This window comes from Nonomuraea sp. LP-02 (assembly GCF_036289125.1).
Classification (GTDB): domain Bacteria; phylum Actinomycetota; class Actinomycetes; order Streptosporangiales; family Streptosporangiaceae; genus Nonomuraea; species Nonomuraea bangladeshensis.
Map to the genome: position 1 here is coordinate 9,191,539 of NZ_JAXCLK010000001.1, position 24,520 is coordinate 9,216,058.

Below are 24,520 nucleotides of genomic sequence, written 5' to 3' on the forward strand. Positions count from 1 at the left end.
CGAGGGGGAGGGTCCCGTGAACGTCATCGAGCGGGCCGAGCTGACCGTGGTCGGCTGGGTCGTACGCACCAGCAACGCCGAGGAGATGGACCCGTCACGCGCCAGACTGCCCGCCCTGTGGCAGCGCGCGGGCGCGCCGGGCGTCTTCGCGCACGTGCCGGGGCGGATCGACGAGAACCTCTACGCGGTGCTGACCGACTACGAGAGCGACCACAACGGCGCCTTCACGCAGATCGTCGGCGTCGGGGTGCGCACCGCGCCGCGGCTGCCCGAGGGCATGGTGGCCGTACGCGTGCCGGCCGGTCCCGCGCTGCTGGTCGAGGCCCGGGGGCAGCTTCCGCAGGCGTTGACCGAGGCGTGGCAGCGGGTGTGGAAGCAGACCGAGTCCGGCGGCGTCTCGCCGCGCGCGTTCACGACGGACGTCGAGGTGCACCACCCCGACGGCGTCGACCTCTACCTCGCCATCTAGCGCTCAGGCAGCGCTCACCAGGGGCGCAGTGAGATCGGGAACGACGTCACGCCCCTGACGAAGGCGTTCGGCAGGATGCGCGGGCCGCGCTCGTCGGCCCACTCCGCCTTCCGCACCCGCGCCACCCACTCCTCGAAGAAGATCCGCAGTTCCAGCCGGGCCAGCGCCGCCCCCAGGCAGAAGTGGGTGCCGAGACCGAAGGCGAGGTGCCCGCCGGGCTTCCTGGTCACGTCGAAGGCGTCCGGGTCGGCGAAGACCTCCGGGTCGCGGTTGGCGGAGCCGTACATCAGCAGCACCTGCGCCCCCTGAGGGATCGGCGTGCCGCGCAGGACGGTGTCGCGGGTGGCCGCCCGGCACATGTTGAGCACGGGTGTGGTCCACCGGATGAACTCCTCGACCGCCCCCTCAAGCAGGGCGGGATCCGCGCGCAGCAGCCGCCACTGGTCCGGATGGCGGATCAGCGCGTCGATCGCCGTGGCGATCACCGTCCTGGTGGTCTCGGCGCCGCCGTCGAGCAGCAGCAGCGCGTCGTTCGCCAGGCGTTCGTCGTCGTAGCCGGGGCTCGCGCTCCACAGCGACAGCAGGTCGTCGCGCGGGCGTTCGCGGCGCTCGGCGGCCAGCTCCAGGACGGCCTGGGCGTACTCGGCGGCGGCCACCACGGCCTCGTGCGTGACGTACCGCAGGCCGCCGCCCGACACGATCGTCGTCTCCGACCAGTGCTTGAGCCGCGGCCACTCCTCGTCGGGGAAGCCGAGCAGCCAGCCGATCATCCGGGCCGACAGCGGGGCCGCGAGCGCGTCCACGGCGTCCACCGTGCCCTTCTCCAGGGCCCGGTCCAGCTGCTCGGCGACGACCGCGCGCACCCGGTCCGCGTACGCGTCGCGGACGTGGCGCGGGGTGAAGCGGTGGTAGATCAGGCGGCGGCGGGCCGCGTGCTCGGGGTCGTCCAGGCCGATCATGGACGGCTCGGACGGGAGCTGCGGGCGGTAGCCGCCGGTGCTCGTCCACAGGCCGGGGTCGCGCTCGACGGCCGAGATGTCGGCGTGCCGGGAGACGCCCCAGAGGCCGTTGGCCTCGTCGTGGTGGACGGGGGAGTGCTCGCGCAGCCAGGCGTAGACCGGGGCAGGGTCCCCGGCGTACAAATCGCCGTCGAGCAGATCGACGATCACCCGAGGACTCCTTGGCCGCGTAGCTTGTCCGCCTCCTCCCGCGACAGGCCCCAGTCGGACAGGTCCGTCAGGCGGGTGGCGGGGGAGAGGTCCTGCTCGGGCACGCCCAGCAGGCGCGGCGCGGGCCGGGGCTGGATGAGCCCGCCGACCTCGGTGAAGGCGTCGCGGGCGACGTTGTGCGGATGGGCGGCGGCCTCGGGCATGGACAGCACGGGCGACACGCACGCGTCCGAGCCGTCGAACACCTTCTCCCACTCGGCCCGGGTCCGCTTCTTGAACTCCTCCGTGAGCCGGGCCCGCAGCGCCGGCCACTGCGCCCGGTCGTCGCGGTCGGGCAGGTCGGTCAGGCCCATGAGCTCGACCATGGCCTTCCAGAACTGCGGTTCCAGCGACCCCACCGCCAGGTACTCGCCGTCGGCGGTCTCGTACGTGTCGTACTGGGGGGCGCCGGTGTCGAGCAGGTTCGTGCCGCGCGGCCCCCAGAAGCCGCTCTGCACGCCCTGGTAGAACATCGCGAACAGGATCGCCGCGCCGTCCACCATGGCCGCGTCGATGACCCGGCCCTTGCCGGTGCGCTCCCGTTCGATCAGCGCCAGCAGCACGCCGTAGGCGAGCATGAGGCCGCCGCCGGCGAAGTCGCCGAGGATGTTGATCGGCGGGGTGGGCTTGCCGCCCTCGCGGCCGAGCATCGACAGCACGCCGGAGATCGCGATGTAGTCGATGTCGTGGCCGGCCGTGGAGGCGAGCGGGCCGTCCTGGCCCCAGCCGGTCATCCGGCCGTAGATCAGCCGCTCGTTGACGGCGTGCAGGTCGTCGGGACCGATGCCGAGCCGCTCCGCGACGCCCGGCCGGAACACCTCGATCACCACGTCGGCGTGCCGCGCCAGCTCCTTGAACGCGGCCACGCCCTCGGGCGACTTCAGATCCAGCCCGATCGAGTGCTTGCCCCGGTCCATCACGTCGGTACGGGGCCGGTCCGAGACCGCCTTGACCCGGTCCACCCGCAGCACCTCGGCCCCGTGGTCGGCCAGCATCATCCCGGCGAAAGGCCCCGGGGCCAGCCCGGCGAGCTCCAGCACGCGCACACCGGCCAGCGGGCCGCGACGTCCATCAGTCATACCCCCAGTAGAACAACATTCGGTGATCTGGTGCAAGCAGGGTTCGCGAGCTTCCCTCGCACGCCCATCAGGTATGGGAAACTTGCCCACTGTTCGTGGTGGTCTACAGGGGACGGACATGGTATCGGATAGCAACCGGCTCATCGCCATGCGCTACGAGTTAGTGCGCGAGCTGGGCCGCGGGGGGATGGGCGTGGTCTGGGAAGGCCGGGACACGCTCCTCAACCGTCAGGTGGCCATCAAGGAAGTCGTGCTGCCCGACGGGCTGCCGGCCGGCGACCGGGAACGTCAGCTCATGCGTACCGTCCGCGAGGCCCGCACCGCCGCCAAGCTCAACCATCCCGGCGTCGTCGCCGTCTACGACGTCGTCGAGGAGGGCGGCCGGCCCTGGATCGTCATGGAGCTGCTGAGCTGCCCCACGATCGAGCAGGTCGTGCTCAGCACCGGCGCGCTGCCGATCCGCGAGGCCGCCGACGTCGGCCGCCAGGTGCTGTCGGCGCTGCGCGCCGCGCACGAGGCCGGCATCCTGCACCGGGACGTCAAGCCGAGCAACATCCTCATGACCGAGGACGGCCGGGCGGTGCTCACCGACTTCGGCATCGCCACGGTCGAGGGCGACGCCTCGCTCACCCGCACCGGCATGGTCACCGGCTCGCCCAGCTTCCTCGCCCCCGAGCGGGTGCGCGCCGACGCCGCGGGACCGGCCTCCGACCTGTGGTCGCTCGGCGCGACGCTGTACGCGTGCATGGTGGGCCGCTCGCCGTTCGAGCGGGGCGAGGCCATGGCCACGCTCAACGCGCTGCTCAACGAGGAGCCCGACTACCGGCGCATCCCGCCCGCCATGCACCCGGTGCTCCGCGGCCTGCTGCAGAAGGAGCCCGAGCACCGGCTGAGCGCCGAGGAGGCCGACCGGCTGCTGACCGAGCTCGCCGCCACCTCCCGCCCCGCCTACGACGACGCCGGCGAGCCCGGGCGCGGGCGCGGCGGCCGGGGCCGGACCCTGCTCGCGGCGGCCACGGCCGCCGTCGTGGTGGTCGGCGCGGGGACGTTCGGCTACTTCAGGCTCGCCACGCCGGCCGAGGGCGCGCCGCGCGCCAGCACCGCGCCCGCCGCCGCGACCGCCCCGCTCACCACCGCCCCGGCGTCGGCCACTCCCACGCCCAGCGCGACCCCTTCGGCCAGGCCGAGCGTCACGCGGGCGGCGGCGCCGCTCGTACGGGCCTGGCGATCGCCCGACGGCTGGTCGATCCTGCGGCCCTACGGCTGGCGGGGGGCGCGGCGGGAGGCGTACACGGAGTGGACGCGCCGCGACCGGGGCGCCCACTTCGGGGTGCAGGCCGTCTACAGCAGCACCGACCCCGCCGAGCTGATGATCACCACCCGTGACGAGCTGCGGCAGAGCGCCGAGGACGTCGTCACCCGGGGCCGCCGTACGGTCGACCACCAGGGCGTCAGGGCGCTGGAGTGGGAGCTCACCTACACGGCGGGCGCCGAGGGCGGCGCGCCCTGGGTCACGCCCGGCGCCCGCTACCGCGAGCTGCGCAGGGCCGTGGTCGTCGGCGACACGGCCTACGTCCTGTCCTGGACCGTCGCGGAGGGCCAGTGGGCGCGCAGCCAGCGGCTGATGCGGCAGGTGATCAACAGCTTTACGGTGAGGGCATGAGCCCCTGGAACCTGCTCGCCCTGCCGCCGCTTCCCGAGACGTTCATCCGCAGCCTGCTCGCCCCGCTCGGCGACCGGGTGGACGTGCGGGTGCCCGCCGCCCGCGAGCGTGACGCGCTCCTGGCGGCGCTGCCGGACGCCGAGATCGTGCTCGGCGACTGGACGGGCACGCTCGTCCTCGACGGCGCGGCGGTCGCCGCGGCGCCCCGGCTGGCCTTCGTCCAGCAGCCGTCGGTCGGCGTGGACGGCCACGACCTCGGCGCGCTGACGGCGGCCGGGGTGCCGCTGGCGAACACGCCTGGCGTCAGCGCCGTCGCCGTCTCCGAATGGTGCCTCGCGGCCGCCCTGGCGCTGGCGCGCCGGCTCGTCGCGGGCGACGCCGCGGTCCGGGCCGGGGAGTGGCCGCAGCAGAGCCTGCGGCCGTACGAGCTGCGCGGACGCAGCGTCGGCATCGTCGGCTACGGCCCGATCGGCGTGGCCTGCGCCGAGTTGTTCCGCGCGCTCGGCTGCGAGGTCCGCTTCTGGACCCGCACCCCCCGCCAGGACCCCGCCTACCAGGACCTCGGCGCGCTCCTGGCGGGCAGCGACGTCGTGGTGGTCGTCATCGCGCTGTCGGAGGAGACCACGCACCTCGTCGACCCGGCCCTGATGAAGCCCGGCGCGCTGCTCGTCAACGCCGCCCGCGGCGAGGTCGTCGACCAGGCGGCGCTGGTGCGGGCGCTGCGCTCGGGCCACCTGGCCGGAGCCGCGCTGGACGTCTTCGAGACCGAGCCGCCACCGCCCGGCGACCCCCTGCGCGAGCTGCCGAACGTGCTGCTCAGCCCGCATGTCGCGGGGGTCACTCCCGAGGCGAGCGGCCGCCTGCTGACCGCCGTCGTGGACAACCTCCTCGCCGCCGTCGAGGGGCGCGAACTGGCCGGTGTGGTGAACGGCCTGCCGCCCACGGTCCGCAGGAAGTCAACCGGAATGACTACCCGATAACGGATTCACCTGGCACGATAAACAGTTTTCGTGTCTTTAACGACCCCGGTCTGGCCCGAGCCGCGAGTGGGAGATACCGTGCTGACGGACGATCTCTACCAGCTCAAGGGGGTGCTTTGGTGACGACGACGATGTCGACACACCGACGGGCAGTAGAGCAGATCAGGCAGTCGTACGCGGAGATCCCGGGCGGCGCCGCGCCCCGGCTGGCCAAGTCGACGTCGAACCTCTTCAGGTTCCGCGACTCCGCCCGCACCGCGAAGCTGTCGGCACGCGACCTGGACGAGGTCATCAGCGTGGATCCCGAGACCATGACGGCCGAGGTCCAGGGCATGACCACCTACGAGCACCTGGTCGAGGCGACCCTGCCGCACGGGCTCATGCCGTACGTGGTGCCCCAGCTCAAGACCATCACGCTCGGGGGCGCCGTCACCGGCCTCGGCATCGAGTCGACCAGCTTCAGGGACGGCCTGCCCCACGAGTCGGTCGAGGAGCTGGAGATCCTCACCGGCGACGGGCGGGTGGTCGTGGCGCGCGAGGACAACGAGCACCGCGAGCTGTTCCGCTCCTTCCCCAACTCCTACGGCACGCTCGGCTACGCCCTGCGCATCAGGATCAAGCTCCGCAAGGTCCAGCCGTACGTGCATCTCACCCACGTCAGGTTCACCGACGCCGCCAAGTGCATGCTCGCCATGCAGGAGATCTGCGAGAGCATGGTCCACGACGGCGAGCGGGTCGACTTCGTGGACGGCGTCTTCTTCGATCCCGGCGAGATGTACATCACCCTCGGCCGCTTCGCCGAGCGCGCGCCCTACGTCTCCGACTACACCGGCATGCGCATCTACTACCAGTCGATCAGGCAGCGCAACCGCGACTGGCTGACCATCCACGACTACCTGTGGCGCTGGGACACCGACTGGTTCTGGTGCTCGCGCGCCTTCGGCGTGCAGCAGCCCGTGGTCCGCTCGCTCATGCCGCGCCGCTGGATGCGCTCCGACGTCTACCGCCGCCTGGTCGCGCTCGACCGGAAGTACGGCGTGACCGCCCGCGTCGACCGCTGGCGCGACCAGCCCGTCCACGAGTCGGTCATCCAGGACGTCGAGGTGCCCGTCGAGCGCGGCGCGGAGTTCCTGGAGTTCTTCCACGACAAGGTGGGCATGACCCCGGTGTGGATGTGCCCGCTCCGAGCGGGGACGCGCTGGCCGCTCTATCCCCTGGAGCCGGGGCGGCTGTATGTCAACTTCGGCTTCTGGGGTATGGTGCCGCTGCCACGGGGACAGTTCGACGGTTACTACAACCGGCTGATCGAGAACGCCGTGCACGATCTCGACGGCCACAAGTCGCTCTACTCGACGTCCTTCTACGACCCCGAGCAGTTCTGGCAGTTGTACAACGGCGACGCCTACTGGCCGGTCAAGCAGGAATACGACCCGAACGGACGCCTGCTGGACCTGTACGACAAGTGTGTACGGGGAAGGTGAGTCGATGGCTCTCGCAACCATCTTCGAGAAAATCGTCGGCAAGGACGCCAACATCGCGTTCATGGCCTACGACGGCAGCAAGGCGGGGCCGGACGCGGCCGACCTCGCACTCGAGGTCAAGTCGCCGATCGCGGTGGCCTACCTGGCGCAGGCTCCGGGGGAGCTGGGCCTGGCCAGAGCCTACATTTCCGGTCACATCGACGTGCACGGCGACATGTACACCCTGCTCGACCGCATGTGGAACATCACCACCAACGATCTGTCCACCGGCGAGAAGGTCGCCGCGGTGCGGGCGCTCGGCGTCAAGCCGCTGCTCATGCGGGTCCCGCCGCCGCCGCAGGAGATGCGGCAGAGCACGCTGGCCAGGCTGGGCTCCCGGCACGCCAAGCAGCGCGACGCCGAGGCCATCCACCACCACTACGACGTCTCCAACCGGTTCTACCGGTGGGTGCTCGGGCCGTCGATGGCGTACACCTGCGCGGCCTTCCCCGAGGAGGGCTCCTCTCTTGAGGAGGCCCAGTTCGCCAAGTTCGACCTGGTGGCGCGCAAGCTCGGGCTCAAGGAGGGCATGCGCCTGCTCGACGTGGGCTGCGGCTGGGGCGGCATGGTCATCCATGCCGCCAAGCACTACGGCGTCAAGGCGCTCGGCGTCACGCTGAGCAAGCAGCAGGCCGAGTGGGCGCAGAAGGCCATCGCCGACGAGGGGCTGCAGGACCTCGCCGAGGTCCGTTTCATGGACTACCGCGACGTACGGGAGACCGGCTTCGACGCGGTCAGCTCCATCGGCCTGACCGAGCACATCGGCAAGGACAACGTGCCGGCGTACTTCGAGTTCCTGTACGGCAAGCTCAAGCCGGGCGGGCGGCTGCTCAACCACTGCATCACCCGCCCGACGGGCAAGGAGAAGACCTTCAACAAGAGCGGCTTCATCAACCGCTACGTCTTCCCCGACGGCGAGCTGGAGTCGGTGGGCTGGCTGATCCGCCAGATGGAGGACCTCGGCTTCGAGATCCGCCACGAGGAGAACCTCCGCGAGCACTACGCCAAGACCCTCCGCCACTGGTGCGACAACCTCGACGCCAACTGGGAGGACGCGGTCCAGGAGGTCGGCATGGGCACCGCCCGCGTCTGGGCGCTCTACATGGCCGGCTGCATCGTGGGCTTCGAGCGCAACAAGGTCCAGCTCCACCAGGTGCTGGCGGTCAAGCTGGACGACGACGGCCGCTCCGGCATGCCGCTGCGCCCGGCCCGCGACTGGCCCTGACCTTCCCGCCCGCGGCCAGGAGGCCGTCCTTCACGACGCCGGGGTGACGTCGAGGACGGCCTTTCCCGCGACGCGGCGCTCCAGCAGTGCCGTGGCGGCCTCGCCGACCCGGTCCCATGGCCCCCGCCAGCTCACTTCCGGCGACAGCCGGCCCGACGCCACGAAGGCGAGCAGCGTGGCGAGGTCGGGTCCTGGCTCGCGTACGTCGCCGAACGTGCTCACCGTCTTGGCCGGGCCGAGCGAGAACAGCGAGTAGGGCGCGAGGACGGCGGGCTCGCCCGAGGCCCAGCCGATGGCCTGGATGTCGCCGCCGGGCGCGAGCAACTGCCAGGCGGCGGTGAGCTGGGGGCCGCCGACGTTGTCGAGGATCAGGTCCACGGGCTCGCCGACGCCGTCCAGGCCGATCACCACCTGGGCCGCGCCCAGCTCGGCCAGGCCGGCGGCGCGGGCGGGGGAGCCGACCGAGGCGATGACGTGGGCGCCGCCGAGCGCGGCGAGCTGGACCGCGTAGCGGCCGACGCCGCCCGCGGCGCCGGTGATGAGCACGCGGCGGCCGAGGATCGGGCGGGTGCGCAGGGTGCGCAGCGCGGTCAGGCCGGCCATCGGGAGCGCGGCGGCGGCGGCCAGGTCCACGCCGTCGGGGACGGCGGCCACGGCTGTGACGTCCACCGCCATCCGCTGCGCCCACGCTCCCTCCCCGAACGCCACCACGCGGGTGCCGGCGGCCGGGCCGGTGCCGTCCGTCGCCGCCTGCCGGACGATCCCGGCCGCGTCGAACCCGTGGACGGTGCCGGGCGGGCGTCCGGCGGCGCCGATGACCTCGCCGCGGTTGAGCGAGACGTGGTGGACGTCGAGCACGAGCCGGCCGGGGCCGGGCTCCGGCTCGGGCGCGGTGCCGAGGCGCAGGGCGCCGGGAGCGCCGGGATCGGTGACGAGAGCGCGCATGGTCGAGCCGCCTCCTTGGTGGCGAAGGGTTAAGCGGACCGTCGGTCCGCATGGATACGCACGCTAGCATAAACGGACCAGCGGTCCGCAATAATGAGGGGGAGGCAGGACGTCATGGCAGACGGGCGGGCGGAGCGGGGGGATGCCGCGCGTAACCGGGTGGCGGTGTTGCGGGCGACCGAGCGGCTGCTGGCGCAGGGTGGCGGCGACCACGTGTCCATCGACCGGGTCGCGGCGCTGGCCGGGGTCGGGAAGGGCACGGTGTTCCGGCGGTTCGGCAGCCGGGCCGGGCTGCTGCAGGCGCTGCTGGAGGAGCGCTCGAAGGACCTGCGGGAGGCGGTGACCGGCGGCCCGCCGCCGCTCGGCCCCGGCGCGCCGGCTCGCGAGCGGCTGCTCGCCTTCCTCGACGGCCTGGGCTCGATCGCCGAGGGGAACGCGATCCTGCTGGCGGCGCACGAGCAGGCGTGCGCCGAGGACAAGTACGACGATCCGAGCTACCGCTCCTGGCACGGGCACCTCAGCGCCCTCGTCGCCGAGGCCCGCCCGGAGCTGGACGCCGGCTTCGTGGCCCACGCCCTGCTGGCGGTCTTCGACGGGGCGCTGATCCGGCACGTGACGCCGCCGGAGGACCCGCGCAGGTTCACCCGCTCAGTGCGGAGCCTGGCTCTGGCGTTGCTGGGGGACGGTGCTGCTGGGAACGGTGAGGATGGCCGCCACCTCCGCGCCGAGGTGGCGGCCCACGCGCCGGAGGACCGTTAGAGGGAGAGGTCTACTCCGGGTCCTCGGCCGGAGCGGCGTGCTTGCCGCGGCTCGGCCGGAGCTCGGCCGGCCTGGCGGTTTCGTTGCCCTCTTCTGGCTGGTCCTTGGGGGTGTGGGGCTTCTCGTGGCGGCCCACGCGACCTCCTTTGCCGTGCTCGGTTGCATGCGGTTACCGCAAGATTACAATCAGCACGGCCGAAAGGCGAACGCCGCACGGCGTCCGCCTTTCGGGGAGGAAGGTCAGCGCAGCTCGCGCTTGAGGATCTTGCCGGTGGCCGTCATCGGCAGCGCGTCACGGAACTCGATGATCCGCGGATACTTGTAGGCCGCCATGTTCGCCTTGCACCAGGCGATGAGCTCGTCCTCGGTGATCGTGGCGCCGGGTGTCCTGATGACGTACGCCTTGATCTCCTCGCCGTGAGACTCGTGCGTCACGCCCACCACGGCGGCCAGCGAGACGGCCTCGTGGGTCATGAGGACCTCTTCGAGCTCGCGCGGGTAGACGTTGAAGCCGCCACGGATGATCATGTCCTTGGCGCGGTCGATGATGGCGTAGTAGCCGTCGGCGTCGCGCGTGGCGATGTCGCCGGTGCGGAACCAGCCGTCCCGCATGACCTCGGCGGTGGCCTCGGCTCGGCCGTAGTAGCCCTTCATGACGTTGTGGCCGCGGATGGCGATCTCGCCGGGGCCCTCGCCCTCGACGGTCTTCCAGTCGCCGTCCACGAGCTTCATCTCCACGCCCCAGATGGGGGTGCCGATGGTGCCCGGCTTGGCCGGCCGGCCCGGCTGGTTGAAGCTCGCCACCGGCGAGGTCTCCGACAGGCCGTAGCCCTCCAGGATGCCGATGCCGAAGGTCTGCTCGAAGTCCTTCAGCACCTCGACCGGCGAGGACGCGCCGCCCGCCACGGCGATCCGCAGGGTGTCCGGCACCTCGGCGCCCTCGGCGTGGATCTTGGTGAGCATGCCCCAGTACATGGTGGGGACGCCCGCGAAGAACGTCACGCCCTCCTTGCGCATGAGCTCCAGGGCCTCGCCCGGCTCGAAGCGCGGCATGAGCACGACGGTCGCGCCGCGCAGGAAGCCGGTGTTCATGACGGTGGTCTGGCCGAAGGAGTGGAACATCGGCAGCACGCCCAGGTAGACGTCGCCGCCCTCGGTGGCCGGGAACATGCGGTCGCTGACGATGGCGTTCATCAGCATGTTCTGGTGGCTGAGCTCGGCGCCCTTGGGCTGGCCCGTGGTGCCGGAGGTGTAGAGGATGACCGCGGTGTCGTCGGGCGCGGTCTGCACGGTCTCGAACGTGGCCGCCATGCCGCCGAGCGCCGCCCAGAACGACTCGCCGTACTCCGACTCGGTGGCGAGCGGGGTGGCGGGCAGCACGAAGAAGTGCTCACAGCCCTCGGCGGCCTCGAACCCGGCCTTGCCGCGCTCGCCGAGCGGCAGCTCGGGCGAGCCCTCGAAGCAGAACAGCGCCTTGGCGTCACTGTCGTCGAGGTGATAGGCGATCTCGCGGGACTGCAGCAGCACGTTGAGCGGCACCACGGTCGCTCCGGCCTTGAGGATGCCGTAGTAGACGAACGGGAAGTACGGCAGGTTGGGGCAGGCCAGCGCGACCTTGTCGCCCTTGCGGATGCCGCGTGACACCAGCAGGTTCGCCACCTGGTTGGCCACCGTGTCGATCATCGAGTACGGCAGCCGCATGTCACCGAAGACGATGGCCGTGCCGTCCGGGTTGTTCCTGGCGCTGTCCTCCAGGACGATCGACAAGTTCAGCATGACGCCTTCCTCCTCTAGACCGGCTTTCGCGCCATCTTCGCAGCATGGCCATACCGACCGGTAGGTAACGGAGGTTACAACTGGATATGGACGTCCCCGCTTACGTGGCGTAAGCAAGTAGTCAATTACTTGCCCCCATGGAGGGAACCATGGAGTACGACTACGTGATCGTGGGCGCCGGCTCGGCGGGCTGCGTGCTGGCCAACCGGCTGTCGGCCGATCCGGGCGTGTCTGTGGCCCTGGTCGAGGCGGGCGGCCAGGACGACAAGCTGGAGATCCGCATGCCCGCGGGTTTCGCCAAGCTCTTCAAGACCGACTACGACTGGAACTACACGACGGCCAAGCAGGACGAGCTGTCCGGCCGGGAGCTCTACTGGCCGCGTGGCCGGGTCGTCGGCGGCTCGTCCTCGCTCAACGCCCAGATGTGGGTGCGCGGCTGCGCCCGCGACTACGACCAGTGGGAGGTCCCCGGCTGGTCCTACGCGGACGTGCTTCCGTACTTCACCAGGGCCGAGCACCGGATCGGCAGCAACGCCGGCGACGTCTACGGCACCGGCGGCCCGCTGCACATCTCCGAGCTGCGCAGCCCCAACGTCACCACGGCCGCGTTCCTGCGCGCCTGCGAGGAGCTGGGCCACCAGCGGCTGCGGGAGCTGAACGGCCCCTCCAACGAGGGCTACTGCCCGACCCCCGTCACCCAGTACCGCGGCCGGCGCTGGAGCTCGGCCGACGCCTACCTGCGCCCGGCGCTCAACCGGTCCAACCTGACCGTGGTCACCGGGGCGACCGTCGAGCGGGTGCTGTTCGACGGCCGCAGGGCGGTGGGGATCGAGCACGGCGGCGCGCAGCTCAGGGCGCGGCGCGAGATCGTCCTGGCCGCGGGCGCGATCGGCTCGCCGCACCTGCTCATGCGCTCGGGCGTGGGCGCCGCCGACGGGCTGCGCGAGGCCGGCGTCGAGGTCGTGCACGACCTGCCCGAGGTCGGCAGGAACCTCCAGGACCACCTCGCCTCCGGCGTGTACGTCACCTGCCTCCAGCCGGTCACGCTCACCAAGGCCGAGTCCATCGGCAACCTGCTGCGTTACCTCGTGCTGCGTTCCGGCATGCTCACCACGAACGTCGGCGAGGCGGTCGCGTTCCTGCGCACCTCGCCCGAGGAGCCCGCGCCGGACATCGAGCTGGTCTTCGCGCCGGTCCCGTTCGTGGAGCACGGCCTCGTCCCGGCGACCGGGCACGGCCTGACCGTGGGCGTGGTGCTGCTGCAGCCGGAGAGCCGCGGCCGGATCACGCTGAACGGCCGCGACCCGGTCATCGACCCCGCCTACCTGAGCGCGGAGGCCGACGTGCGGCGGCTGGTCGCCGGGCTGAAGGCGGCCAAGCGGGTGTTCACGACCTCGGCGATGCGGCCGTACGCGGGTGGGCCGATGGACCCCTACTGGGGACCGGAGAGCGACGAGGAGCTGGCCCAGTGGGTGCGCGAGCGCGCCGAGACCCTCTACCACCCCGTCGGCACCTGCCGGATGGGCGTCGACGAGGGCTCGGTCGTGGACCCGTCGCTGCGCGTGCGCGGCGTCGAAGGGCTGCGTGTCGCGGACGCGTCGATCATGCCGACGCTCAACCGCGGCCACACGCACGCCCCGGCCATCATGATCGGCGAGAAGGGGGCGGATCTGATCCTCGGGCGGGCCTGATCCTCGAGCGGTCCTGCATCCTCGGGCGGACCTGATCCTCGGGGCGGAATGAGCCGCACTTGACGTAAGTGGTCACTTGCACAATGTTGGTGGGTATGACCTTGTCCACCGACGTCGACCTGTCGCACATCCCGTTCTGGGCGCTGCCGCAGGCCGAGCGCATGGATGCCTTCCGCCGCCTGCGCGCGCTCGATCACCCGGTGTTCGTGCGCGAGCAGGCCGTGCCGTTCGTCGGCGGCGGACCGGGCTACTACGCCCTCGTCCGCCACGCCGACGTGACCGAGGCCAGCAGGAACGCGGCCGTCTTCAGCAGCGAGCCGTGCTCCAACAGCATCCCGGACATGCCGCGCTGGCTCAGCGTGTACTTCGGGTCGATGATCAACATGGACGATCCGCGGCACGCCCGGCTGCGGCGGATCGTCTCCCGCGCCTTCACCCCGCGCATCCTCGCCAAGATGGAGGAGGACCTCGCGCGGGCCGCCGCCGAGATCGTGGACCGCGCCGTCGAGGAGGGGCCGGGCGACTTCGTCACCCAGATCGCGGCCCGGCTCCCGGTCCGCGTCATCTGCGACATGATGGGCATCCCCGCCGAGTTCCACGACATGGTGCTGCGGCGCACCAACGTCATCCTCGGCAACGCCGACCCCGAGTACACCGGCCTGTCGCCCGACTTCGGCCGGCTCAACGTGGCTCGCGGCCTGGCCAAGCTGCTGCACGCGGGCTTCTCACTCAACCGGCTGGCCGCCCGCCTCGGCGACGAGCGGCGCAAGCGGCCCACGGGCGACCTCGTCAGCCTGCTGGTCAACGGCGAGGAGCGGCTGTCGTCGCAGGAGCTGGGCTCGTTCTTCATCCTGCTCGTGGTGGCCGGCAGCGAGACCACCAGGAACGCCATCGCCTACGGGCTGAAGCTGCTCACCGACCACCCCGAGCAGCGCGAACTGCTCCTGGCGAACTTCGACGGGCACATCGTGGCCGCCTGCGACGAGATCGTCCGCTACGCGACCCCGGTCATCCAGTTCCGGCGGACGCTCACCCGGGACCACGAGATGAACGGGACGGCGTACAAGAAGGGCGACAAGGTGCTGCTCTTCTACAACTCCGCCAACCGCGACGAAGCCGTCTTCGACCACCCCGACACGTTCGACATCACCCGTGACCCCAACCCGCACGTCGGCTTCGGCGGCCCCGGCCCGCACTACTGCCTCGGCGCCCACCTGGCGCGCAGGGAGATGACGGTGATGTTCCGCGAGCTGTTCACCCGCCTGCCCGGCATCCGCGCGGCGGGGGAGCCGGACTTCCTGCTGTCCAACTTCATCAACGGCGTCAAGCACCTGCCCTACACCGTCTGACCTGAATGCTAGGTTTCGCAGTCATGGAGATCAGGACTGTCCACGCCAACGGCTTGGAGTTCGCGTATCTGGCCCTGGGGGACGGGCCGCTCGCGCTGTGCCTGCACGGCTTCCCCGACACCGCGCACACCTGGCGGCACCTGATGCCGGCGCTGGCCGAGCGGGGCTACCGGGCGGTCGCGCCGTTCCTGCGCGGCTACGCGCCCACCGAGATCCCGGCCGACGGGGCGTACGAGGGGGCGGCGCTGGCCGCCGACGTCCTCGCGCTGCGCGAGGAGCTGGGCGGCGGCGCGGACGCCGTCGTCATCGGGCACGACTGGGGCGCCTTCCCCGTCCACCAGTGCGCCCGCCGCTTCCGCCGGGCCGTCGCGCTGGCGGTGCCGCCGCCGGGCGCGCTGGCCGGCTCCTTCTTCGACTACGAGCAGCTCCGGCGCTCGTTCTACATCTTCCTGTTCCAGACCCCGCTGGCCGAGGCCGCCGCGGCGGCCCCCGGCTTCCTCGACGGCCTCTGGCGCGACTGGTCACCGGGGTACGACGCCACCGAGGACCTCGCCTTCGTCCGCCGCAGCCTGCTCGACGACCCGGCCAACCTCGCGGCGGCCATCGGCTACTACCGCGCGATGCTCGGCACGACCCCGCCCTCCGGCCGCTACCCGGAGCCGGATCCGGAGGCGCGCGGGCCCGTGCTCTACCTGCACGGCGCCCAGGACGGCTGCCTGGGCGCCGGACTCGTCAAGGACGCCGTCGCGCACCTGCCCGCCGGGTCGCGTGCCGAGATCGTGGCGGACGCGGGCCACTTCCTGCACCTGGAGCGGCCGGACGAGGTCAACCGGCTGATCCTCGACTGGCTCGGGCCCGCCTGACCCTCCTCACTCCTTCCTGAGCACCGCGATCAAGGGGTGCCGCCCGGACAGGCTCACCCGTACGGCCCGCTCCACGGCGAACCCGTGCGGCGGCCCGTCGTCGTGGATCAGCGCCACCGCGAGCCCGTCGTCGGCCAGCACCCGCCGCACCTCCCGCCACAGCGGGCCGAGCCCGCCGGCGAGCAGCCCCACGGGCGGCACCTGGCGGCCCCACGGCGGGTTGACCAGCACCCGGTCGGCCGCCCCGTCCCGTACGGGGACGCGGCCGCCGTCGGCGCGCGCCCAGGCGAACGCCTCGCCGCCGCCGGCGTTGGCCCTGGCGGCGGCGAGCGCGTCGGGCGCGTGGTCGAAGCCCAGGAAGCGGGCTCCTGGCGCGAGCGCGCGCGCCTCGATCAGCGTCGTGCCCGCGCCGCAGCACGGGTCCAGCACCGTCCTCGCCCCGGCGGACAGACCGGCCAGGTCGGCGAGCTCTCCCATCGCGGCGGCCAGCGGCGGGTGCAGGGTGCCACGGATGGAGGCCGTCTTGTACGCGCGCCGGTGCAGCGGACGCGGGGCCGGCCGTACCGCGATCACCGCCCGCTCGCCCTCGATCGTGACCCGCCAGGCCGTCGCCTCGCCGGGTGGCCGCGCGCCGTCCCGCCGCGAGTGGTACGGCACCCGCGCCGGCCGCGCCAGCTCGGCCCCCACCGCGTCCTCGACGTCGTACCTGGTGTAGTTGCGCCGGCCCACGAACGACGCCGACACCTCGACCCCGGCGGGGCCGGGCGCCGGCAGCAGCCCGGGGTCCAGCTCGCGCGCGGCCCGGGCGAGCCGCCGCAGGGCGGAGCGCTCCCGCCCGATCCCGTCCACCACGGCGGCGGCCAGCAGCACGTCGTCGGCCGTCCGCAGCGCCGGCAGCCCCGTTGTGCCCGGGGTCTCGAACCACACCTCGCGATGGCGCATCCCGCGTACCACGCCCGCGCCGGAACGCCGGATCTCCGTGGCCACCAAGGGCTCGATGCCGTGCACCGCCCTGGCCACGGCAAAAGTATGCACGTGTCCTTCTCCCACGTCGCGACCCGGGACGGCGCTGATTCAGCCGTCCCGCATCGCCGGCGGTGGGGTGCTCCGCGGCCCGCCGGCGGATCGCTAGCCGAGGGCGAAGAAGAACGCGTACATGGCGGTCATTCTAGCCACAGGACGGGGCCCGGTTGATCACGTACGTACGGTGTACGTAAGAACCATTGACGTAAGTGCCTGCTTTTCCAATGATTGCCTCATGAGCGTCCTCGACTTCGACCTGTCGGACCGCGACTTCTGGGCCAGGCCCATGGAGGAGCGCGAGCAGGCCTTCGACCGGCTGCGTGCCCGTGAGACCCCCGCGTTCTTCGAGGAGATGGACGTCGGCGTCGCCCCCAAGGGCCCCGGCTACTACGCGCTGGTCAAGCACGCCGACATCCTGGAGGCCAGCCGCAACCCTGAGGTCTTCTGCTCGGGTGACGGCGGCGCGACCAACATCCCCGACATGCCGAGCGAGTTCACCGAGTACTTCGGCTCGATGATCAACATGGACGATCCGCGCCACGCCCGGCTGCGCAGGATCGTCTCGCGGGCGTTCACCCCGAAGATGATCAAGCAGTTCGAGGCGGACGTCGAGTCGGCGGCCACCGCCATCGTGGACGACCTGCTGGCCAAGGGCCCCGGCGTCGACTTCGTCACCGAGGTGGCCGCCCGGCTCCCCCTGAAGATCATCTGCGACATGATGGGCATCCCCGAGCGGGACTACACGTACGTCTTCGACCGCTCGAACGTCATCCTCGGCGGCTTCGACCCCGAGTACACCGGCGGCGACCTCGAACAGATCGCCACCCGCCTGCTCACCGCCGGCATGGAGCTGCAGCAGCTCGTCCAGGACCTCGCCGCCCACCGCAGCGAGAACCCGACGGGCGACCTCACCTCGTCACTGGTCAACGCCAACATCGACGGCGAGCGGCTGACCATGCAGGAGCTGGGCTCGTTCTTCATCCTGCTGGTCGTGGCGGGCAACGAGACCACCCGCAACGCCATCTCCCACGGCCTGCATCTGCTGACCGGGAACCCCGACCAGCGCGCCCGCTGGCTGGAGGACCTCGACGGCCGCGCGCCCTCAGCGGTCGAGGAGATCGTCCGGCTGGCCTCGCCGGTCAACTTCATGCGCCGCAAGGTCACCCGCGACTTCGAGATGAACGGCCACCTCTACCGCCAGGGCGAGAAGGCCGTCCTGTTCTACTGGGCCGCCAACCGGGACGAGGCGGTGTTCGAGGACCCGTACCGCTTCGACGTCACCCGCCACCCCAACCCGCACGTCGGCTTCGGCGGGCCCGGGCCCCACTTCTGCCTCGGCGCGCACCTGGCCCGGCGCGAGATCACGGTGATGTTCCGCGAGCTGCTGCGCCGGGTGCCCCAGATCGAGGGCGGCGAGCCGGACCGGCTGCACTCCTCGTTCATCAACGGCATCAAGCACATGGAGTGCCGCTTCTAGCCCAGCCTGAGCTGGTTCATCACCACCCGGATGTCGGGCAGGAGCTGCTTGCTCTCGGCAGGGATCGACACGAAGACGATGGCGGGCACGCTGCCGCCGGTGTTGACCGCCATCGTCACGATCGTGGCCTTGTCGGTGCCCGACGTCAACGAGTACGCGATCAGCCGCCCGGTCTTGTCGCCCACCTTGATCGCCTGCTGGGCGACCTTGCGGACCTTGTTGTCGGACGGGAAGAACCGCTTCCTGGCGTCCAGCACGACCTGCTTGATCACCGGCTCCAGGTCGTCCTGGTCGTAGTACGACGCCAGCCGCTCCGGCAGCGGCCCCGACATGACCATGGCCGACTTGTCCTCGTTGATCGGGACGTACTGGCGGGTGTCGTAGCCGTAGGTCGCCTTGACCGTCGCGCGCTGGTCGAGCTGCCAGGTGCCGCCGAGGCGCGGGACGGAGATCCCGGCCTCCTGGTCGGGCACCCGGCCGATCACCGGCGAGGCCTTGCCGGGATATTTCGGCAGCGGGCCGATCGAGGTGGCGGACTTGGTCGTGCTCGGCTTCTGCGAGGCCGTGGGACCGGCGGCGGCGGTGCTCGCCGGGTCCTCGCCGGCCAGCGGCCCCGCCAGGAACGCCCACAGCAGCGCGGCCACCAGCGCGATCGCCACGGAGCCGCCGAGGGCGTAGATCCAGATCGGCTTGCCCTCGTCGTCGTCGTCCAGCGGGTCGCGCCCGTCCATCGCCTCGTAGTTGTCGCCGAAGACGGTGTTCCAGAGCTCCTGCTGACGCTCGGGGGGAGGGGTGCGCGAGCCGCTGATCTGGCCCGCGGTCACGAACCTGTTCTCCGGGTCGGACGGGTCGCGGCTCAGGTTGGAGCCGGCGCGTGACCCCTGCTGGGGCGGCTGCCCGTGCTCGCCGGGGGGCGTCGGCGGGGCGCCGATGTGGGTCTCGCCGGGGCGGCCGTAGGTGATCGTGCGCTCCTCGGACGGCTGCGGCGGGGGACCGTGCGGCCCGGACGGGCCCTCGTGCGGCAGCGTCCCGGCGGGCGCGGCGGCGGCCTGCCCGAACGAGACCGGCGCCGACGCGGCCGGCGCGCCGTCGTACGAGACCGGACCCGACGAGACCGGACCCGACGAGACCGGACCCGACGCGACCGGGGCGCCGTCGAACCGGGCCGGAGCCGGGGCGCCGTCGAACGGGCGCGGCTCGGGCGCCTCGACGGGCTCAGGGGCGCGGGGCGGCCAGGGCGCCGGCGTGGACAGGTTGGCCCACGCGCCGGGGGAGGGTGTCGGCGGCTGCTGCCAGGCGGGCACCGGGTCGGGCACCCGATGGGCCGCCGCGTCGAACGCCGGGTCGGGCATACGCCCGGAGTTCATCGGGTCGGGCATACGGTTCGGTCCTGAGCCGGGGCCGGAGTTCATGGGGTCCGCCATGCCGTTGGGCCCGGAGTTCGGCCCGGAGTTGGGCCCGGAGTTGGGCATCGGGCCGGGCCCGGGAGGCCGGTCGTTGCCGCGCTCGCCGGCCCACGCCGGAGCGCCGCCGTCCTTGCGTGGCGGCTCGGGCCAGCCGGAGTCCGGGCGGGGCGGCTCGGGCCACGACGGGCCGGGGTCCTGCGCGCCGTAGGACCCGGGGGCGTCCGCGCGGCGGCCGTCGCCGGCCGCGCCGTTCGCGCCGCCGTTCCGCGGACCGTTCCCGTGCGCCGCGCCGTTGCCGGCAGCGTGACCTGTGCCGTTCACCGGGCCGTTCGTCGGGCCGTTCGTCGGGTTGCCGCGGGATGCGCGGGGCGGCTCGGGCCAGGAGCTCTCGGGGCGCGGCGGCTCGGGCCAGGAGGGGTCGTGACCGGCCGGCCGCGGCGTCTCCGGCCACGACATGGGCACCTCGGCCGCGGGCGTTCCCGCCCAGGACGGGGAGGATTCCTGCTCGGAGGGCGTGCTGGCCCACGAGGACGGTTCCCTGCGCGGCGCCTCCGGCCAGGACGGGGGCAGGTGTGGTCCGGAGTTATCCGTTGCCATGTCTGCCGGTCCTCCCGAAGTTCTGTCCGGATCAACCCTTATATCCGGATTTGACGTACCAGGCATGATCTCATGGGATTTTCCAGGAGATGTGGGTGGTTCCGCAGCGAAACGAGCGAAGCCATGCGGATCGGTGGGCGGGTCCTGCATGGGCAGGCCGTCCTCCGGTCGATCGCGCTCAGCTGGGTATACCACGGCGACAAGGGTAATCTTCTGGGACGAATGAGGTCACAACGGATACATCACCATCGGGTCTCGTCAACCCTGAAGCGTCCATTGTGCCTGGGGCCGCCGATCGTCTGCCTGCATTCAGCCGAAGAGGTGCGCTAGGCTTGACACATGCGTTCCGCGACCCTGCTTCTTAGCGGGCCGCGACGGCTCTGAGATCTCGCCGTCGCGGCTACCCCTCGTTGTGCACGGGGGGTTTTCTTATGGGTCCGAGTCAAGCCAGAAGGACAGTAGCCGTGAGTGAGTACGACCCGCAGGCACTGCAGGCCAAGTGGCTGCAGCGCTGGGAGGAGCAGGAGCCCTACCGGGCGAGCGAAGACCCCGCCGACCCCCGCGAGCGGCGCTACATGCTCGACATGTTCCCCTACCCCTCGGGCGACCTGCACATGGGCCACGCCGAGGCGTTCGGGCTCGGCGACGTCGTGTCGCGCTACTGGATGCAGCAGGGCTACAACGTGCTGCACCCGATCGGCTGGGACTCCTTCGGCCTGCCCGCCGAGAACGCCGCGATCAAGCGCAACGCGCACCCGGCGGAGTGGACCTACGCCAACATCGACACGCAGGCCAACTCCTTCAAGCGTTACGCGCTGTCCTTCGACTGGTCGCGCCGCCTGCACACCAGCGACCCCGACTACTACCGCTGGAACCAGTGGCTGTTCATCCGCTTCTTCGAGCGCGGCCTGGCCTACCGCAAGGGCGGCCTGGTCAACTGGTGCCCCAACGACCAGACGGTGCTGGCCAACGAGCAGGTCGTGGCCGGCAAGTGCGAGCGCTGCGGCGCCGACGTGATCCGCCGCGAGCTGACCCAGTGGTACTTCAAGATCACTGACTACGCGCAGCGGCTGCTGGACGACATGGACCAGCTCCACGGCTGGCCCGAGCGGCTGCTGACCATGCAGCGCAACTGGATCGGCCGTTCCGAGGGCGCCGACGTGCTGTTCGAGATCGAGGGCCGCGAGGAGCCGGTCCAGGTCTACACCACGCGCCCCGACACCCTGTTCGGCGCCACGTTCTTCGTCGTCGCCGCCGACGCCGCGCTGGCCGACGAGATCGTCACCGACGAGCAGCGGCCCGCGTTCGAGGCCTACCGCGCCGAGGTCGCCCGGCTGAGCGACATCGAGCGCCTGGCCACCGACAAGGAGAAGACCGGCGTCTTCCTGGGTCGCTACGCGATCAACCCGGTCGACGGCGAGCGCATCCCGGTCTGGGCGGCCGACTACGTGCTGTCCGACTACGGCCACGGCGCCATCATGGCGGTGCCCGCCCACGACCAGCGCGACCTCGACTTCGCGCGCAAGTTCGACCTGCCGGTCAAGGTCGTCGTGCACACCGGCCTGGCCGACCCGGGCGAGACCGGCGTGGCCACGCCCGGCGAGGGCACGCTGGTCAACTCCGGTCCGCTGGACGGCCTGACCAAGGCCGAGGGCATCTCCCGGATCATCGAGCTGCTGGAGAAGGAGGGCAGGGGCACCGGCGCGGTCAACTACCGGCTGCGCGACTGGCTGCTGTCCCGCCAGCGCTACTGGGGCACGCCGATCCCGATCATCCACTGCCCCGACTGCGGCGAGGTCCCGGTTCCCGACGACCAGCTCCCCGTCACGCTGCCCGACCTGCGCGGCGAGGCGCTGGCGCCCAAGGGCGTGGCCCCGCTGGCCTCGGCCGCCGAGTGGGTCAACGTCTCCTGCCCCAAGTGCGGCGGCCAGGCCCAGCGCGACACCGACACGATGGACACCTTCGTCGACTCGTCCTGGTACTTCCTGCGTTACTGCTCGCCCGGCCACACCGACGGCCCGTTCGACGTCGAGCAGGTGCGCAAGTGGGGCCCGGTCGACCAGTACGTCGGCGGCATCGAGCACGCCGTGCTGCACCTGCTCTACTCGCGCTTCTTCACCAAGGTCCTGCACGACATGGGCATGGTGGACTTCACCGAGCCCTTCAAGCGCATGCTCAACCAGGGCCAGGTGATCAACGGCGGCAAGGCCATGTCCAAGTCGCTGGGCAACGGCGTCGACCTGGGGCAGCAGATCGACGCCTACGGCGTCGACGCGGTGCGCCTGACCATGATCTTCGCCGGTCCGCCCGAGGACGACATCGACTGGGCCGACCTGTCGCCGCTGGCCTCGCAGAAGTTCCTGGCCCGCGCGCTGCGCGTGATGTCCGAGGTCACCAGCGAGCCCGGCACGCCGGTCGAGGCCGGCGACGCCGAGCTGCGCAAGGTCGTGCACCACACGATCGACGAGGTCACCAAGCTGCTCGACTCCTACCGCTTCAACGTGGCGGTGGCGCGCATGATGGAGCTGACCTCCGCGGCGCGCAAGGCGATCGACTCGGGCCCCGGCCCCGCCGACCCGGCCGTCCGCGAGGCCGCCGAGACGCTGGCGGTCATGCTGTCCCTGGTGGCCCCCTACGTCGCCGAGGAGGGCTGGGAGCGGCTGGGCCGCACCGGTCCCGTCGCCTTCGCCGGCTGGCCGGTGGCCGACCCGGCGCTGCTGGTGCAGGAGTCGGTCACCTGCGTGGTGCAGGTGGCGGGCAAGGTCCGTGACCGCCTGGAGGTGCCGCCGGGCATCTCCGAGGAGGACCTGCGGGCCCTGGCCCTGGCCTCGGAGAAGGTCTCGGCCTACCTGTCGGGCATGCCGCGCAAGGTCATCGTCCGCGCGCCCAAGCTGGTCAACATCGTCCCCTAGCCTCAGAGGGACCTGAGCGCCGGCAGGAGCTCCTTCTCGGCCCAGTCGAAGAAGGGCTCCTGCTGGTCGTGGCCGATCTGCACGAGCGCCACGTGGGTGTAGCCGGCGTCGGCGAACTTCTTGACGCTCTGCACGACGGCGTCCACGTCGTCGCCGCACGGCACGCTCTGGGCGACGTCGTCGGGCCGGACCGTGGTGGCCGCCGCGGCGAAGTTGACCGGGCCGGGCAGCTCGGCCATGACCTTCCAGCCGCCCACCGCCGACCAGCGCCACAGCTTGTGGGCGCGCTGCTTGGCGGCCTCGGCGTCGCTGCCGTAGGAGAGGGCGAGCTGGCCGTAGACCGGCTTGCCCCGCCCGCCCGCGGCGTTGAAGTGCTCGACGACCTGCGGCATCGGGTCGTTGATCACGAGCGCGTCGGCGAGCTCGGCGGCCAGGTCGGCCGACTGCCCGCCCGAGGCGGCGATGCCGATCGGCACCGGCCGGTCGGGCAGGTCGTAGAGCTTGGCCGAGTCGACGTCGAAGAACTCGCCCTGGTAGGTGACGTACCCGCCGCCGAACAGCTCTTTGATGATCTGTACGGCCTCGGCGAACATCCGGTGCCGGGTGTCGACGGGCGGCCATCCCTCGCCGATGACGTGCTCGTTGAGGTTCTCGCCCGCGCCGAGCCCGAGGGTGAACCTGCCCTCGCTGAGCACGCCCATCGTCGCCGCCTTCTGGGCCACCACGGCCGGGTGGTAGCGCATGATGGGGCAGGTCACGTACGTCATGAGCGGGATGCGCTCGGTGACCTGGGCGACGGCGCCGAGCACCGACCAGCAGTAGGGCGAGTGCCCCATTTCCTCCACCCATGGGAAGTAGTGGTCGGAGATGACGGCGTAGTCGAAGCCGATCCGCTCGGCCGCCGCGGCATAGTCGACCAGCTCGCGGGCCGGTGTCTGTTCCGACATCAGGGTGTAGCCGATCTGTACCATGCGTCGGGACTACCCGTGTATGTCCGGTTTAGTGCCGGGGTGTCAAGATCCTCGCTTGGCCAGCTCCTCCAGGACCAGCCCCAGGCCGATGCCGAGCAGCCAGACGTCCTTGGCCACGCTGAGGCCCTGCTGCGTCGGCCGGAGGCTGCCCTCGCGGCGCATGCCCGGCGTCAGGAGGTAGAGCCCCACCAGCCCGCCCGCGAACCCGGTCAGCGCCGCCCCGGCCAGCAGTGACGGCACGAACGGCAGCGCCAGCGCGGCCCCGAGCGCGAGCTCGGCCCGGGACAGCAGGCGGGTGAAGTGCACGGGATCCATCGAGCCGAGGAAGGGGTAGGCGCCGGCCGCCATGCCGTGCAGGCCGCTCGCCTGCTCCTCGTCGGCGCCGGTCATGTCGGCTCCCGAGTGCAGCATGATGGCGGCGGCCGCCAGCCGCGGCGGAAGCTGGTGGGTACGGGCGAAGATCCTCATGTTCCCCTCCGTGATCCGGTCCGTGGTCCGGTCGCCCGCCCACCTGCCCCCGCGCGTGCCGAACACCCCGTTCTTGGCATTCCTCGTACACAGTCGGTCCGCCAGGAGGAGAATTCTTGGGCCGGGTTTGGTGTCGCGC

At 71.7% G+C, this 24,520-nt stretch carries 20 protein-coding genes; 11 read left to right on the plus strand and 9 right to left on the minus strand.

Translation table 11 applies throughout. The features are described 5' to 3' along the window. Positions 1 to 16: 16 nt before the first annotated feature. Positions 17 to 469 carry a GyrI-like domain-containing protein gene (locus SMD20_RS42820; protein ID WP_329592210.1) on the plus strand — a complete coding sequence of 151 codons (453 nt, stop codon included), beginning with the start codon at positions 17 to 19 and terminating at the stop codon, positions 467 to 469. 14 nt (positions 470 to 483) lie between these two features. On the opposite strand, the gene SMD20_RS42825 is transcribed toward SMD20_RS42820, so the two are convergent. Beyond that, positions 484 to 1,638, minus strand: coding sequence for a cytochrome P450 (locus tag SMD20_RS42825; protein WP_329592212.1), 1,155 nt, complete (start codon positions 1,636 to 1,638; stop codon positions 484 to 486). Next, positions 1,635 to 2,756, minus strand: coding sequence for a CaiB/BaiF CoA transferase family protein (locus tag SMD20_RS42830; RefSeq protein ID WP_329592214.1), 1,122 nt, complete (start codon positions 2,754 to 2,756; stop codon positions 1,635 to 1,637). Before SMD20_RS42830 ends, SMD20_RS42825 begins: the two co-directional genes overlap by 4 nt. A gap of 118 nt (positions 2,757 to 2,874) precedes the next feature. Here SMD20_RS42830 and SMD20_RS42835 point away from each other — a divergent pair, with 118 nt between their 5' ends. The 4 genes from SMD20_RS42835 (at position 2,875) to SMD20_RS42850 (ending at position 8,144) form a co-directional block, all read left to right on the plus strand. Further along, the gene (locus SMD20_RS42835) at positions 2,875 to 4,419 is read left to right on the plus strand and encodes a serine/threonine-protein kinase (RefSeq protein WP_329592216.1); all 1,545 of its coding nucleotides are present in this window, start codon (positions 2,875 to 2,877) and stop codon (positions 4,417 to 4,419) included. Then, positions 4,416 to 5,399 carry an NAD(P)-dependent oxidoreductase gene (locus tag SMD20_RS42840; protein ID WP_329592218.1) on the plus strand — a complete coding sequence of 328 codons (984 nt, stop codon included), beginning with the start codon at positions 4,416 to 4,418 and terminating at the stop codon, positions 5,397 to 5,399. Before SMD20_RS42835 ends, SMD20_RS42840 begins: the two co-directional genes overlap by 4 nt. 131 nt (positions 5,400 to 5,530) lie before the next feature. Further along, entirely contained in the window at positions 5,531 to 6,880 is a 1,350-nt protein-coding gene (locus SMD20_RS42845) for an FAD-binding oxidoreductase (RefSeq protein WP_329592220.1), read from the plus strand. Between the two features lie 4 nt (positions 6,881 to 6,884). After that, positions 6,885 to 8,144: a cyclopropane-fatty-acyl-phospholipid synthase family protein gene (locus tag SMD20_RS42850; RefSeq protein WP_329592222.1), complete on the plus strand. Its 1,260-nt coding sequence runs from the start codon at positions 6,885 to 6,887 to the stop codon at positions 8,142 to 8,144. Between the two features lie 30 nt (positions 8,145 to 8,174). Here SMD20_RS42850 and SMD20_RS42855 read toward each other — a convergent pair whose 3' ends face one another. After that, positions 8,175 to 9,089 carry a zinc-binding dehydrogenase gene (locus tag SMD20_RS42855; protein WP_329592225.1) on the minus strand — a complete coding sequence of 305 codons (915 nt, stop codon included), beginning with the start codon at positions 9,087 to 9,089 and terminating at the stop codon, positions 8,175 to 8,177. Positions 9,090 to 9,203: 114 nt separating this feature from the next. On the opposite strand from SMD20_RS42855, the gene SMD20_RS42860 reads away from it, so the two are divergent. Continuing rightward, on the plus strand, positions 9,204 to 9,848 hold the full coding sequence (locus SMD20_RS42860) for a TetR/AcrR family transcriptional regulator (RefSeq protein ID WP_329592226.1): 645 nt from the start codon (positions 9,204 to 9,206) through the stop codon (positions 9,846 to 9,848). 10 nt (positions 9,849 to 9,858) lie between these two features. Here SMD20_RS42860 and SMD20_RS42865 read toward each other — a convergent pair whose 3' ends face one another. Further along, a complete protein-coding gene (locus SMD20_RS42865) occupies positions 9,859 to 9,984 on the minus strand; it encodes a hypothetical protein (protein ID WP_281249697.1) in 126 nt (41 codons plus the stop codon). 104 nt (positions 9,985 to 10,088) lie between these two features. Then, positions 10,089 to 11,624, minus strand: a complete 1,536-nt coding sequence (locus tag SMD20_RS42870) for a long-chain-fatty-acid--CoA ligase (RefSeq protein WP_329592227.1) — start codon at positions 11,622 to 11,624, stop codon at positions 10,089 to 10,091. 149 nt (positions 11,625 to 11,773) lie between these two features. On the opposite strand from SMD20_RS42870, the gene SMD20_RS42875 reads away from it, so the two are divergent. From SMD20_RS42875 to SMD20_RS42885, 3 genes are all read left to right on the plus strand, one after another. Further along, a complete protein-coding gene (locus tag SMD20_RS42875) occupies positions 11,774 to 13,315 on the plus strand; it encodes a GMC family oxidoreductase (RefSeq protein WP_329592229.1) in 1,542 nt (513 codons plus the stop codon). A 95-nt stretch (positions 13,316 to 13,410) separates the two neighbouring features. Further along, positions 13,411 to 14,664, plus strand: a complete 1,254-nt coding sequence (locus SMD20_RS42880; RefSeq protein ID WP_329592231.1) for a cytochrome P450 — start codon at positions 13,411 to 13,413, stop codon at positions 14,662 to 14,664. Between the two features lie 23 nt (positions 14,665 to 14,687). Beyond that, the gene (locus SMD20_RS42885) at positions 14,688 to 15,527 is read left to right on the plus strand and encodes an alpha/beta fold hydrolase (protein ID WP_329592233.1); all 840 of its coding nucleotides are present in this window, start codon (positions 14,688 to 14,690) and stop codon (positions 15,525 to 15,527) included. Between the two features lie 6 nt (positions 15,528 to 15,533). On the opposite strand, the gene SMD20_RS42890 is transcribed toward SMD20_RS42885, so the two are convergent. After that, complete coding sequence (locus SMD20_RS42890) at positions 15,534 to 16,562, minus strand: methyltransferase domain-containing protein (RefSeq protein WP_329592235.1); 1,029 nt, start codon at positions 16,560 to 16,562, stop codon at positions 15,534 to 15,536. 223 nt (positions 16,563 to 16,785) lie between these two features. Here SMD20_RS42890 and SMD20_RS42895 point away from each other — a divergent pair, with 223 nt between their 5' ends. After that, positions 16,786 to 18,027: a cytochrome P450 gene (locus tag SMD20_RS42895; RefSeq protein ID WP_329592236.1), complete on the plus strand. Its 1,242-nt coding sequence runs from the start codon at positions 16,786 to 16,788 to the stop codon at positions 18,025 to 18,027. Here the strand turns inward: SMD20_RS42895 and SMD20_RS42900 are convergent. Next, positions 18,024 to 20,030, minus strand: a complete 2,007-nt coding sequence (locus SMD20_RS42900; protein WP_329592238.1) for a hypothetical protein — start codon at positions 20,028 to 20,030, stop codon at positions 18,024 to 18,026. The genes SMD20_RS42895 and SMD20_RS42900 overlap by 4 nt on opposite strands. 431 nt (positions 20,031 to 20,461) lie before the next feature. On the opposite strand from SMD20_RS42900, the gene leuS reads away from it, so the two are divergent. Continuing rightward, positions 20,462 to 22,942, plus strand: coding sequence for a leucine--tRNA ligase (gene leuS, locus SMD20_RS42905; RefSeq protein ID WP_329592240.1), 2,481 nt, complete (start codon positions 20,462 to 20,464; stop codon positions 22,940 to 22,942). 2 nt (positions 22,943 to 22,944) lie between these two features. On the opposite strand, the gene SMD20_RS42910 is transcribed toward leuS, so the two are convergent. Together SMD20_RS42910 and SMD20_RS42915 are read right to left on the minus strand one after the other, a co-directional pair. Beyond that, on the minus strand, positions 22,945 to 23,913 hold the full coding sequence (locus SMD20_RS42910) for a TIGR03557 family F420-dependent LLM class oxidoreductase (RefSeq protein ID WP_329592242.1): 969 nt from the start codon (positions 23,911 to 23,913) through the stop codon (positions 22,945 to 22,947). A gap of 42 nt (positions 23,914 to 23,955) precedes the next feature. After that, positions 23,956 to 24,381, minus strand: coding sequence for a hypothetical protein (locus SMD20_RS42915; RefSeq protein WP_329592244.1), 426 nt, complete (start codon positions 24,379 to 24,381; stop codon positions 23,956 to 23,958). Between the last annotated feature and the right edge of the window lie 139 nt (positions 24,382 to 24,520).